Source organism: Streptomyces sp. NPDC059455 (assembly GCF_042750115.1).
Taxonomy (GTDB): domain Bacteria; phylum Actinomycetota; class Actinomycetes; order Streptomycetales; family Streptomycetaceae; genus Streptomyces; species Streptomyces endocoffeicus.
Genome location: NZ_JBHYVB010000129.1, coordinates 1 through 12,997, shown reverse-complemented (window position 1 = coordinate 12,997; position 12,997 = coordinate 1). Strand labels below are relative to the sequence as shown.

The window sequence follows — 12,997 nt, the reverse complement described above, 5'->3', positions numbered from 1 at the left end:
CGCGACCCCCCCCCCCACCTCTCGGGGGATCGCCAGTTGGTCTCGGGGTGGTCAGCCGCGGTCGGGGGCTCTCTCGATGAACGGGGCCAGCAGCCCCGGTACCGCGGTCTCGGCGAGGGCGATTCCCTGGCCTTCGGTCAGGTCGTGCACGTGGTAGACGCCTTCGCCCGCGGCGGTGGTGGCGCCGAGGGTGATCAGCCCGGCCCGGCGCTGGAAGGGCGTCCGGGAGAGCTTCCAGCCGATGACCCCGTCGCGCTGGAGGGCGACGGTGCGGCGGGCGAACGCCCCGGAGCACATCACCAGGAAGCGGCCGCGCAGCAGGTGGCCGAGGCTGTGGTAGGCGCTGAAGGCGAACGCCACCAGGGCCGGCACCAGCACCACACCGGTGATCACGCCGGTGATGACGAGCCAGGGGCCCAGCCACAGGCCCAGGCCCACCGGGACGGCCGCGATCAGGACCGACCACATGAGGGCGCGGTTGATCCGGCGCCGCAGGGCCGCCTTGGGGTGCGGGAGGAGGCCCTTGCGCTCGATCAGCCCGGGGCCGGTCGGAAGCGCCTGGGCGGCGACCCGCATGGCCTCGTCGCGCGGGGTGGGCGGGGTCAGTCCGCGGCGCCTGCGGTTGTCCTCCTGGTTACCCAGGCCGCTGGCCACGGCGTTGAGCTTGGCGCCCTTGGCCCAGCGCAGCGGGACGGGTTCGACGAGTTCGAGGCCGCGCAGATGGCGCTCCTCGATGCTCACGGACCGGGTGGCCAGCAGTCCGCGGCGGATGCGGAGGATTCCGCCGTCCTCGCGGCGCAGTTCGTAACCGGCCCAGTTCTCGATGTAGGTGGCGGTGGAGCCGAGCATGCCGAGGACGACGATGACGACGGCGGCCAGCAGGATTCCGTACCAGAGCGGAATGGTGCCGAAGCGGTCCTCGAGGTCCTTGACGACACCGAGGTCCAGCGGGTTCACCTGGAGTTCGCTCAGGGTGCGGTAGGTACTGGCGGCGGCGATGAAGACACCGCCCACGCCCCATACGGTCAGCGGGCCGTAGCGCAGCCAGGACCAGTCCAGCCGGCTGAGCACACCGTCGCTGTCGGCCACCGGCCGGGCCCGGCCCGCGTCGCGCAGGGCGATGATCTGGCGGCGCAGCTCCACGGCCTCGGCCTTGGTGATGCCGTCGAGGGCGAGCCTGCGGGCGGCGGCGTCGCTCTGGTCCCCGCTGTCGATGCGCAGCGTGGTGAGGCCGAAGACGCGGTGGACCGGGTTGGCGGTGAGGTCGACACCGCGGATGCGGCCGATCGGGACCGAGCGCTCGCTGCGGAAGAGCAGTCCGGTGTGGAGCTCGAAGCGGTCCTCGGTGAGCCGGTAGCGGGTGGTGAACAGCCGCATCAGCCCGATGCCGCTGATGACCAGGAAGGTCACGAACAGCGAGCCGAGGGTGATGATGACCTGGAGGTTGGTCTTGCCTCCGGTGACCGCGAGGCTGGCCAGGAACATGGCCACCGGCGCGGCGAGGATGGAGAGGTTGACCAGGAGCAGCCGCCCGTTGAGCCGCCCCCAGTCGCGGCCGGCCGCGTGTAGGTCCGGCCGCACGGTGGTCTCGGAGCTCATGTGGCGTCTCCCGGCGCGGCCTGGGTGTACTTGGCCAGGTGCTCCACCAGGTCCCCGGCGAGCTTGTGGTCGATGCCCTTGATCTTCACCGCGCCCGCGGCGGAGGCGGTGGTCACGGTGACACCGGAGAGCCCGAACATCTGCTGCAGCGGGCCGCGCAGGGTGTCCACCGTCTGGACCCGGGACAGCGGCACGACCCGCCACTGCTGCCAGAGCCAGCCGGAGGCCGCGTAGACCGCCTCGTTGGTGGCCTCCCAGCGGTGGACCCGGTACCGCCAGGCCGGCATGACGGCCATGTAGAGCAGCCCGGGGACCAGCGAGATCAGCGTGGCCCACATGAAGAACTCACGCGTGGGGGGAATGGAGGCCCACAGGATCCCGAAGACGAGTGGCAAGGGCAGGGCGAAGAGTGCGGACTGCAGCGTCCACCAGCCGATCGCACGGCGGTCGACCCGGTGCCGAGGCGGTCGGAGCCTCAGATTGTCATGGCTTTCCACTGCTTCACCCTGCTCTTGCGTCCGACGGGTGCCGGGGCGTGGCCCGGCGGGGGTTGGTGGACTATGAAATCAGGCGGCTCAGACCGACGCACCGGTGACGGTCTGCTGCGGGAGCTGACCGCTTCCGGTGTTCTGGCCCTTCAGCTTGCGCATCTTGGCCAGCAGTACGGCGGTTCGGGTCAGCACCATGGCCAGCGACATGAAGACGAAGGCGTTGGCGTAGGTGTCCTGGCCGCTGATCTTGTAGTCGATGGAGAACTTGATCAGGTCCATGGTGAACCAGTGCTCGGCGCCGTAGGCGAAGAGGATGCGTCCGCCGGAGAGGACGATCCACACCAGGGCGTAGCCGATGCCACCGATGGTGTAGAGCTCACCGGACGTGGCGTCCTTGTAGGCGGGCAGCAGCACTCCGGCGATCAGACCGCAGATGACTCCGGTGCCGACGCCCACGAGCTGCAGGGAAATGTCGTTGCCCTTGGTCGGGAAGGACTCGACGAAGATCGCGATGACCACGGCCACGGCGATGACCGAGCGCACCATCCGCATCGTGGTGATGCGGCGGCGGCCGATGTCGGTCGCCAGGATGATGATCAGGATCGTGCCACTGGCGATCAGTGCGGACAGGAACTGGCTCATCTGTGGCATATGCGACGTTCTCCAAGCCAAAGCGGGGATGTGCGTTCGGTGTGACGGTTCTCCGCCTCACCTGCCTCAACGCTAGAAGCGGGCGCGCCACCGCGAGACGACTGAACGGTGGGTTCTGGCTGTCAACCGTCCGGTGGACACGGTGGACACGCGTGGTAGTACTGAGCCGTGCGCAATCACTCTCCGGGGGACGGCTCGCAGACCGGGGCGTACTACGGTCCCGAGTCCGGCACCCGCTGGTTCGGCCTGTGGGACGGCTTCTTCGCCGTCTCCTATCTCGTTACGGCGGTCCTGCTCTTCCTCTCCGGCGGCTCGCAGGTCAACCACTCCATCCCGATCGCCGCGCTGACCCTCACCGTGCCCTGGTACGCGGCGGTCGGCCGGACGCTGATGATCGAGGACACCTACGGCCCGCGGAACCTGGTCTTCGCGGCGGGCCTGGTGGCGCTGTTCTGTCTCACCACGGCGTTCAACCTCGTCGGCGCGTTCGCGCTGTTCGCGGTCATCCCGATGCTGATCATGAGCCTGCCGATGGCCTCGGCGGTGGTGCTGGCCACGGCGGCCAATCTCTGCCCCGTGCTCGTGGTGGCGTTCACCGGTGAGGACCTGGGGCTGAGCGTCCTGGGCGTACTGCCCATCTCACTGCTGAGCATCGCGCTGTCGGTGCTGCTGGGGATGTGGATCAAGCGGGTGGTGGGGCAGAGCAAGGGGCGCGGGCAGCTCATCGAGGAGCTGCAGCAAAGCCGGGAGCGGGTGGCCCGGCTCTCCCACGAGGCCGGTATCTCGGCCGAGCGCGAGCGGCTGGCCCGGGAGATCCACGACACTCTGGCGCAGGGCCTGACCAGCATCATCAGCCTGGTGCAGGCGGCCGAGTCGGAGGTGCGCGAGGCCCCGGACCAGGCGGTGAACCATCTGTCGCTGGCCGGGCGGGTGGCCAAGGAGTCGCTCGCCGAGGCCCGTGGCTTCGTGGCCGCCCTCACCCCGCCCGCGCTGCGCGGCGGTTCGCTGTCCCAGGCGGTGCGGCGGCAGGCGGAGGGGCTGATCGCCGAGACCGGCCTGGAGGTGCGGTGTTCGGTGATGGGCGAGGAGAAGTCGCTGCCGATGGCGGTGAGCGTGGTGCTGCTGCGTACGGTGCAGGAGGCCATCGCCAATGTGCGCAAGCACGCCAATCAGGCCCGTACGGTCGATGTGATCGTGGTCTTCGACGAGGGCGGGGTCCGGCTGCTGGTCCGCGACGACGGCGAGGGGTTCACCCCGGACGGCACCCAGGAAGGCTACGGGCTGCGCGGCATGCAGGCCCGGGTCGAGGAGATCGACGGGGTGGCGACCGTCACCAGCGGCCCCGGACGGGGCACCACCGTGGAGGTGAGCGTGCCGATGACGGCGCCGGCCGAGGAGGAGTCGCGTGGCTGAGGGTACGCCGGGCGGCTCGAACAGCCCGATCAGGGTCCTGCTGGCCGACGACCATCCCGTGGTGCGGGAGGGGCTGAGCGCCATGCTGGACTCCGCCGAGGGGATCACGGTGGTCGGGCAGGCCGGTTCCGGCGAGGAGGCCGTGGTCCAGGCGGTCGCGCTGCGGCCGGACATCACCCTGCTGGATCTGCGCATGGGCGGGATGGACGGGGTCGAGGCCACCGGGCAGATCCTGCGCCAGGTGCCGAGCTGCAAGGTGGTCATCGTGACCACGTACGAGGACGACTCCGACATCCTGCGCGCGGTGGAGGCGGGCGCCGCGGGCTATCTGCTGAAGGGCAGTTCACGCCAGGAGCTGATCGACGCGGTGCAGACCGCGGCGCGTGGCGAGACCGTGCTCACCCCGTCCCTCGCGGGCAAGCTCTTCCGCACCCGGGCACCCGAGCCGTCCCCGCTCTCCGGCCGTGAGCGCGAGGTGCTGCGGCTGGTCGGCCGGGGACTGACCAACGCCGAGATCGGCGCCGAGCTGTTCGTCAGCGAGGCCACGGTCAAGACGCATCTGCTGCGCTCATTCAAGAAGCTCGGTGTGTCCGACCGCACGGCCGCCGTGATGAAGGCCATGGAGCACGGCCTGTTGAACTGAGGGCTCTCACACCGTTCCGGTGAGGCTGCTGTCGGAGAGCTTCGCGGGGAGGTCGCGGCGGCGCTTGACGTTGAGCTTGCGGTAGATGCGGGTCAGGTGCTGCTCCACCGTGCTGACGGTGACGAACAGCTTGGAGGCGATCTCCCGGTTGGTGTTGCCGTGCGCGGCCAGCACCGCGATCCGCACCTCCGCCTCGGTCAGCGCCTCCACCTCGCGCTGCGCCTCGGTCCCCTGGCCCGGCTGGGCGGCGGCCGCCGCGGCGAGCTCGCCGGGGTCCGCGTGGCGGGGCATCAGCTCACGGCAGAGCGGATCGGCGCCGCAGGTCTTGGCCACGTGCCAGGCCTTGCGGACGAGCACCCGGCCCCGGTTGAAGTCGCCCAGCGAACGGTAGGCGCGGCCGAGTTCACCGAGGGCGACGGCCAGCTGGATGCGGTCGTCGCCGCTCTCCAGGATCTCGACGGCCTCCTTGAGCCGGGGCACCCGGCGCTTGAGCTCATCGGTGCGGGCGAGCACGACCAGCAGGGCGCCGCGCAGCCGGGCGTCCTCCGAGCCCAGCCGCAGCTGCTCCTCGGCCAGCGCGCGGGCGCGCCCCGGGTCGCCGAGGGCCAGCCAGGTCTCGGCGGCGTCCAGCCTCCAGGGGGTCAGCAGGGGGATGTCCACCCGCCAGGTGCCCATCAGCTCACCGGCGGCCGTGAAGTCGCCGAGCGCGGCGTGGTAGCGGCCGGTGGCCAGGTGGCAGCGGCCTCTGGCGCGCAGGTAGAACAGCCCGGGGAGGGTCTGGAAGAGCTCCTCGGGCAGGGGCTGTTCGAGCAGCGCCATGGCCTCGTCGTAGTGGCCCATCCCGGTCTCGGCCTGGATCAGGGTGGACAGCAGCAGTCCCAGTCCCACACCCCAGCCCTGGACGGAGATCCGCGACATCGCGGTGCGCGCCTGGTGCGCGGCCACCTGCAGATCGCCCTGGCGCAGCGCGATTTCGGCCCGTACGGCGGACAGCAGCGCCTGCCAGGTGGGGACGCGGCGGGAGGAGCATTCGCCCTGCAGCCGCTCGCACCAGGAGAGCGCGAGGTCGAGCCGGCCGGCCAGGACGAGTGCCATCAGCGCGACGACCAGCGGCTGGAGGGTGCTGTCGCTCAGGTGGTAGCGCTGCAGCACCCGCTCGGCCTCGATGACGGCACGGTCGGCCTGGCCCTCGGTGAGCACGGCGGACATGGTGGCGGCGGCGTGGGCGTGGGCCAGGTCGGCCATGTCGCGCGGGGCTCCGGCGGTGGCGCCGGTGGTGCCGGTCCCGACGGTGGGGAGGCGGTCGCGCAGCGGCGGGCTGAGCATGGTCAGCCACTGGGCGGAGGCGGAGACGGCGGCGGTCATCGCGAGGTCGTCGCCGGTGGCGGCCGAGCGGGCCAGCGCGGAGACGGCGCCGGCCGCCGCGTCCAGCCGTCCCGACCAGGCGAGGTACGAGATGATCGGGGCGACGTCGCGCGGGGCGAGCCGGCCCCGCTCGGCGTCCTCGGTGAGCTCCGGCAGATGGCTCTCGGCCGCGGCCGGGCCGATCCGCCAGGCGATGCTGACCAGCCGGGCCTTGAGCGCGGTGCGCTCGGGGCCGGGCGCGCAGGCGTGGTGGGCGCATTCGAGGCAGCGGAGCGCGAACTCCAACTCCTCCTCGACCAGGGCGAATTCGGCGGCCTCACGCAGAACGGGGACGGCCCAGCGTTCGGCGTCCTGCCGGGCGGAGACCAGTTGGCGGGCCACGTCGAGCGCGGAGGCGCCGTCGGCGTGCAGCAGCCGGGCGGCACGGGCGTGCAGTGCGCCGCGGGCGGTGGCGGGGGTCGCGTCGAGCACCGCGGTACGGGCCACCTCGTCGCGGAAGGCGTTGTGCTCCAGGATGGCGCACTGGTGCAGGTCCTGGACGCCCTGCTGGACCGTGTTGGCGCTCAGGTCCAGCAGCTGGCCGAGCAGCCGCGGGGAGCGGGCGTCGCCGAGGACGGCGACCCCGCGGGCGATCTCCAGCACCTCGGGGTCGCCGCGGTGCAGACAGCCGAGGACGGCGTGGGCGAACGCCTCGCCGGGCGCCGGGCGCTGCTGGGCCTCGCCGTGCTCGCCGACGGTCCGCCAGTCCTCCAGCAGGGCGCGCAGCAGCAGCGGGTTGCCGCCGGAGACGCGGTGGCATTCGGGGGCGAGGCGGGCGGCGACGGTGGCGGACAGGGTGCCGGACAGCGCCTCGGCGACGCCCGACTCGGTGAGCATGTGCAGTCGCATGCGTACACAGTTGGGCTGGCGGAGCAGTTCGGCGTGGAAGGTGAACTGTTCCTGACGAAGCCGGGGGGATTCGGTGAGGACGATGAGAACCTTCGCCTGACGCACCCGCCGGGCCAGATGGAGCAGGAATTGCAGGGACTGGTCGTCGCCGCAGTGCACATCGTCGACAAGGACGACAAGTGTGCGATCCTCGACCATTCGCAGCAGCGCCGAGGAAATCTGGGACATCACGTGCATGCGTCCCGCGGCGGTGCTTTCCAGTGCGTTTCCGTCAAGCAGCGCGATCACTTCGGATCGCACATCGGCGGGCATCGCACCGTTATCGAAAATCTTTCGGACAATTCCGAAGGGAAGGTCCCGCTCGGCCCGCGAACCGGTCGCTTCCAGGAGCAACGCACCGCTTTCGATGGCCTGTTCGGCAAAGGTGTTCAGCAGTGTGGTCTTGCCACTGGCCACCGCACCGCTGACAAGAGCCAGCCGACCCCGGCCCTGCGTCGCGCCGCGCAGCATTTCACGCAGCGCGGAGAGGTGGTTCTCCCATTCGAAAAGGTTCGCAGGCAAAGAATTCATCCCCCGATGAAGCCACCTGATGCCCCCAGCGGACCGCCGGGGGCATCGAGCGTGACGAGTGGTTTTCCAGTGCGTCGGACAGGTTCCTGAGGCGGTCGGCTCAGGGTCTCGACCCCGAAAGCGCCTTCGCGACGAGACTCATAATCGGTCCTTGATGCCCGGCCAAGAAGAAGTGGCCACCCGGGAACACCCGGATGTCGAACGCTCCGGTGGTGTGCGACCGCCACGCCTCCGCCTCCTCGAGGCTGGTCCTGGGGTCGTTGTCGCCGGTCAGCACGGTGATCGGCGAGCGGACGGCGGCCCCGGGCACCGAGCGGTAGGTCTCGATCGCCTTGTAGTCACCGCGAATCGCCGGCATCGCCATGCGCAGGATCTCCTCATTTCCGAGGACGCGGGAATCGGTGCCGCTCAGCACCTTCATCTCGCGTACGACACCGTCGTCATCGCGCCGGTGCACATTCTCGTCGCGGTAACGGGACGGCGCCCGGCGGCCCGAGGCGAAGAGGGCGAGCGCGGAGAACTCCGGGTCGGCCTCCTCCAGCCGGCGGGCCACCTCGAACGCGAGAACGGCGCCCATGCTGTGCCCGAAGAAGACGACCGGGAGATCGAGCCAGGGCTTCAACTCCGCGGCGATGGCGTCGGCGTACTCGTCGATGTTCTCGATCAGCGGGTCCTGCCGCCGGTCCTGACGCCCCGGATACTGCACGCACAGGACATCGGCGGACGACGAAAGCGTCTGGGACATCGGGAAGAAGAACGACGCCGAACCCCCGGCATGGGGCAGACAGACCAGCCGGGCGCGACTCTCGGGCATCGGATGGAATCGTCGTATCCAGACGCTGTCTTCTCGCTGTGCACCCATGCGTAGGGAAAGTCTTTCACTCGTCAAGCAACATGTGGGGGACAGACGGCAGAGCGTACCGGGCACGCGCCCAAGGACGCGTCGGCAAGCACTGCCCCTTCATGATTAACACGCCCAATGATGTAGGGGGCACCCCTAGTCTAGGGGGATTCTTCTTGACTGGGGTCACGGGGCGTGGGCGACTGTCGTGCGCTCTTGTTGAGAGCCTCCACCAGATCGTCCAGGGCGTCGACGAGTTGCTCCGCGTCGCGCAGCGCCACCCCCGGACGGCCCCCGGACCGCTGCCGCCACCGCTCCAGCGACTCGTGCACCGGCGACCAGTTGAGCGGCCGCCGCTCCCGTACCGCCTTGACCGCCTCCGGCAGCGCCTGCCGCAGCGCCGCGGCGAAGTCCCCGGCCTCCTCCGACGCCGGTGCGTCCCGCTCCGGCAGATGCGCCTCCAGCAGCATGGCGACCCGGCCCATCATGGACAGCGCCGTCTGCGCCGCCCGCGCCGCGGGCCGCGACAGCCCGCGGTGGCGCACCGGTTCCCGGTGCGCCTGGGTCTCGCTCTGCTCCCAGGCCGCCCGCGCCGCGCGGGCGTCCAGCAGGGCGTCCCGCACCTGGCGGGGGCGGCGCTCGGCGGGGCGGGCGTAGGCCTCGAAGACGGCGGTGGCGAAGGCGCCGTTGGCGGCCAGCCAGTCCGCGAGCCGGTCCCGCAGCCGCGGTGTCTCCCAGGCGGGGAAGACCGCGTACGCGACCATCGCCAGCACTCCGCCCAGCAGCGTCAGCGCCACCCGCGCCTGCACGGTCTGATGCCACGCCTCGCCCGCGATGCTGAGCAGGAAGACCACGTACGCGCTCACACACGCGGAGGTCACGATGAAGCCGGTGCGCAGCAGCAGATACATCGACAGGACGGACAGCACGGCCAGCCCGGCGCTCAGATACGAGCCGGGGTGGACCAGCGCCACCACCCCGCCGCCGACCAGCACCCCGGCCAGGGTGCCCAGGAAGCGGGCGACACCGCGGGAGTAGGTCTGGGCGAAGTCCGGCCGCAGGACCATCGTGGAGGTCAGCGGCGCCCAGTAGGAGTGCCCCAGCGGCAGCGTCGTGCTCAGCAGATAGCCGCTGACGCTGACCGCGCACAGCCGCACCGCGTGCCGCAGCACCGGCGAGGACCAGCGGGTCTCGCGGCGGACGGCGCGCAGCGCCATGGCGGCGGTGCCCCCGATACCGGGGCGGGGCAGGAAGCGGTGCACCATCCGGCCTTCCGCGGACACCTCCTCCACCGGCTCGTCGGACGCCTCAACGACGTCCGCCACCAGTGAGAAGAGCCGCAGCGCGGCACGGCGGGCGGCACCGGTCAGCTTGGGCCCGTCCTCCGGCATCCGCAGGACGGCCATGGCATCGGAGTCCACCCGCACCGGTGTGCCGTGGCGGATGGCGTGGGCCACCGCGTCCAGCACGGTGCCGGTGGCGGCCAGCAGTTCCCGCACCCGGTCGCGCTCGGGCCCCTCCTCGGGGGCGCCGACCACCGGGTCGGCCAGCGAGGCGAGCACCGGGCGGATCCGCTCGGCCAGCAGCCGGTAGCCGCTCAGCTGGCGGGGCCGCCGCCGGGCCTGACGGGGCGTCATGGCGGCGGCGCTGCGGGCGTCCATCAGCGGCTTGGGGTCGAAGGGCGCCACCGGCTCGTGGCGCAGCCTGCGGGCGTAGTCGGCTACGGCGGCGAGCGCGTCGGCGAGGGCGTCGCGCTGCACACCCCACGGCCGTACCGGGAAGAGCACGATCAGCGCGGCCTGCACCACGCCGCCGAGCCCGACCAGCAGGGCGTGCCCCAGTGCGCCCATGACCGAGGTCGGGAGGGTGACCGTGATCAGCATGACGGCCACCATCTGGGTGGAGACCAGCCCGGAGACCGGGCCGACCGCCCACGACATGCCCGTCATCAGCGTCCACACGGCGAGCATGAGGACGAAGGTGAGGGTGTGGGCGGCGGCCAGATAGCCGAGGAAGGTGCTCACCGCGAGACCGCTCGCGGCGGCCAGCGCCAGCCAGGGGCGGGGGCGCCAGCTGCGCTGGAAGGTGGCGATCCCGGCGGAGAAGGCGCCGAAGGCCGCCGAGACGGCGAGCGTCGGCGAGCCCAGCCACAGCGCCACCCCGATGACGAGCGCGACCCCGCACGCGCCGCGGACGGCGACCAGCGGTTCGGTCCTGGTGCGCTCGATCGCGAGGCCTGTCCGGGCGGTCTCCTTCAACGCGTGCGACCAGGTCATGCGGCGAGACTACGGGGTGGCCCCGGGAGAACTGAACCGGCCGTTCCGGTCCGGCTCTCCCGGGGGGCGGCCCCTGGCGGGGATCAGTCGCCGGGCGCGCAGTCCACCTGGAGGAGCTGGATCGGCCGGCTGGCGTCGAGGTCCACATAGGCGGTGAAGGACCGGGTCGTCGGCGTCTGGCCCCAGTGGGTGGTGATGGTGGCCCAGCCGACCCGCGCGGACTGGGCCGTGGTCACCTCGCCGACCTCGATGTCCTGCGGCTGGTTCTGCGCGCACAGCAGCAGGTCGTAGTCGGGCGTCTGGGCGGCCTGCTCCTTGAGCTGGTCCGAGACCAGGTGCTCCCGCTCCCAGGGGCGCGGGCCGTGGTTTCCGTAGAAGCCCTCCAGGAAGTGGTGGATCTCCTCGGCGGTGTAGCGGTCGTTCGGGTCGGTCCGCTCGGTGGCCGAGGCGGGCGACCCGGCGGCCAGGGCGAAGCCGAGGCCGAGCGCGGCCACACAGCCACCGGCCACCGCGGCGCGGGAGCGAAGCGCGTGAATGGAACGAAACATGGAAAGTCCCCCTGTGTACGGTCTTGCGCTGATGATTCGCCCCTTAGCCGGGCGAGCACACAAGAAGACCCTTCAGCCCCTCGAATGGTTGCTCAACTGTCCCTGGGACATGAGAACTTCCCTCTCGGCCCCCAGTGCGCTATCCGTCCCACCGGGTTCTGGGTGAACGCTCCGCAGTACAGCACCGGCTCCGAGCCCCGGTCGGTGTGGTGCAGGATCACCACCGGCTTGTCCCGGGGCACCGAGCGACCCCGGCCGACGTCCAGATAGCCGCTGGCGCCCTGCTTCCGGATGCCGTTGTCGAGGCCGATCTGCACATTGGAGCGCTCCACGTTGTCCGTACTGCGGAAGGCCCGGTTGGCCGCCTCGGCCATCAGCTGCATCGCGTCGTACGCCAGGGCGGCCCGTCCGTCGTCGCGCCACAGGTCATGGGATCCGAAGTCCCTCGCGTAGTCGGCGTTGAACTTCTTGGCGATGTCGCTCAGCCGCGGATGGCCCGCGGGCAGCACATGGACGGTGTGGTACAGCCGCAGCCAGGGCCGGTCCGCGTACTCACCGGCGAGGGCGGCGGTGGTGAGGTCATTGCCGCCGAGCACGGTGAGCTTCCTGCCCTCGCACGCGGTGTTGTCCCCGAAGTCGTCGAGGAACGCGCTGAACTGGAGGGCGCGGGAGGCCCAGTAGACGACCGTCCGGGGGTTGGCGGTGATCCGCTCGCACACCGCGTCGGCCAGCTCGCCGATGCTTTCCTTACGGGCGACACCGTCCTTCGGCGACTGCCCCTGGGCGAGACCGCCGCCCCGGCCGCCCGGGGTGTACTCCAGGGTGAACGGCCGGGCGCCGAACCGCTCGGCGAACAGCGTCCCGATCTCGTCGCTGTACAGATCCCGGGGGTCCTTGACGACCACGGCGGCGCGGGCCGGGGAGCAGCGCCCGGTGCCGTCGTCCACGATGTTGCCCCGGTGGGCGAAGTCGGCCTCGACCGCGGCCTCACGGCTGTTGGTGGGCGCCACCCTGCGGTAGTACCCGTCCACCTGCATCAGATCCGCCGTGGCCGTGGTGCCCACGACGGGGATCCGCGCGGCCCCCAGGATGCGCACGGCCTCCTGGGTCTGCTTCAGGCTCTTGGAGAAGCCCACCACCCCGATGATCCCGGAGCCCTTCTCCCGGGCGTCCTCGGCGACCTGGCGGGCGATGCGCGGTGCGCCCGCGAAGTCGTCCCCCGCGTTACGGCTGTCGACGCGCAGCCAGACCTTCTGGGAGTCGTTGCTCGCCTCGTCGTTCAGCGCGCGCTGGGCCAGGGCGATACCGCGCAGCTCGGGCACGGCCGCGTTGTACCGCTGGCCCTCCTGGTCGGCGGCCACGTCCGAGCCGATGTGCACCACCGTACGGGCGGTGCCGCCGTGGTCCCCCACCTCGCGGTCCACCCGTGTGTTCTCCTCGCGGATCAGCCGCCGGGCGTCCTCGTACTGCTTACGCGGCGAGTCCGCGCTCAGCACGGGGCGGCCCGCGACGACCTCGCTGGACGCCCCGCCCAGACAGCCGCGGTCCGGCTCGTCCGTGATCCGGTCGACCAGCCATACGCCCGGCGCGCTCAGCAGGGCCGCCACCACGGCCCCGGTCAGGGCCAGCTCGGCGGCCGGGCCGAACCGGAAGGTGCGCGGCGAGACGGGGTCGAGGTCCAGCGCCTCCGACTCCGCCACGGGCTCGGGCAG

At 71.4% G+C, this 12,997-nt stretch carries 9 protein-coding genes and 1 pseudogene; 2 read left to right on the top strand and 8 right to left on the bottom strand.

Features of this window, described 5'->3' with window-relative positions:
- Positions 1 to 51: 51 nt before the first annotated feature.
- The 3 genes from ACFXB5_RS35165 to ACFXB5_RS35155 all read right to left on the bottom strand — a co-directional run bounded on the left by ACFXB5_RS35165 (position 52) and on the right by ACFXB5_RS35155 (position 2,741).
- Positions 52 to 1,599, bottom strand: a complete 1,548-nt coding sequence (locus ACFXB5_RS35165) for a PH domain-containing protein (RefSeq protein WP_385215769.1) — start codon at positions 1,597 to 1,599, stop codon at positions 52 to 54.
- Positions 1,596 to 2,096 carry a PH domain-containing protein gene (locus ACFXB5_RS35160; RefSeq protein ID WP_385215766.1) on the bottom strand — a complete coding sequence of 167 codons (501 nt, stop codon included), beginning with the start codon at positions 2,094 to 2,096 and terminating at the stop codon, positions 1,596 to 1,598. Before ACFXB5_RS35160 ends, ACFXB5_RS35165 begins: the two co-directional genes overlap by 4 nt.
- Before the next feature lie 78 nt (positions 2,097 to 2,174).
- Positions 2,175 to 2,741, bottom strand: a complete 567-nt coding sequence (locus ACFXB5_RS35155) for a hypothetical protein (RefSeq protein WP_201849319.1) — start codon at positions 2,739 to 2,741, stop codon at positions 2,175 to 2,177.
- Between the two features lie 168 nt (positions 2,742 to 2,909).
- Between ACFXB5_RS35155 and ACFXB5_RS35150 the strand changes: the two genes are divergently transcribed.
- Both ACFXB5_RS35150 and ACFXB5_RS35145 read left to right on the top strand, forming a co-directional pair.
- Complete coding sequence (locus ACFXB5_RS35150) at positions 2,910 to 4,154, top strand: sensor histidine kinase (protein ID WP_385215763.1); 1,245 nt, start codon at positions 2,910 to 2,912, stop codon at positions 4,152 to 4,154.
- Positions 4,147 to 4,797 (top strand): response regulator, encoded by a 651-nt coding sequence (locus ACFXB5_RS35145; protein ID WP_385215761.1) that lies wholly within the window; start codon positions 4,147 to 4,149, stop codon positions 4,795 to 4,797. Before ACFXB5_RS35150 ends, ACFXB5_RS35145 begins: the two co-directional genes overlap by 8 nt.
- 6 nt (positions 4,798 to 4,803) lie before the next feature.
- Here ACFXB5_RS35145 and ACFXB5_RS35140 read toward each other — a convergent pair whose 3' ends face one another.
- The 5 genes and pseudogenes from ACFXB5_RS35140 to ACFXB5_RS35120 form a co-directional block, all read right to left on the bottom strand.
- Positions 4,804 to 7,560 carry an AAA family ATPase gene (locus ACFXB5_RS35140; RefSeq protein WP_385215773.1) on the bottom strand — a complete coding sequence of 919 codons (2,757 nt, stop codon included), beginning with the start codon at positions 7,558 to 7,560 and terminating at the stop codon, positions 4,804 to 4,806.
- A gap of 160 nt (positions 7,561 to 7,720) precedes the next feature.
- On the bottom strand, positions 7,721 to 8,482 hold the full coding sequence (locus tag ACFXB5_RS35135) for a thioesterase II family protein (protein WP_385215758.1): 762 nt from the start codon (positions 8,480 to 8,482) through the stop codon (positions 7,721 to 7,723).
- Between the two features lie 140 nt (positions 8,483 to 8,622).
- Positions 8,623 to 10,737, bottom strand: a complete 2,115-nt coding sequence (locus ACFXB5_RS35130) for an FUSC family protein (RefSeq protein WP_385215755.1) — start codon at positions 10,735 to 10,737, stop codon at positions 8,623 to 8,625.
- Between the two features lie 83 nt (positions 10,738 to 10,820).
- Positions 10,821 to 11,285: a hypothetical protein gene (locus ACFXB5_RS35125; RefSeq protein WP_385215752.1), complete on the bottom strand. Its 465-nt coding sequence runs from the start codon at positions 11,283 to 11,285 to the stop codon at positions 10,821 to 10,823.
- A 92-nt stretch (positions 11,286 to 11,377) separates the two neighbouring features.
- Positions 11,378 to 12,997, bottom strand: a pseudogene (locus tag ACFXB5_RS35120) (hypothetical protein); the annotation flags it as partial.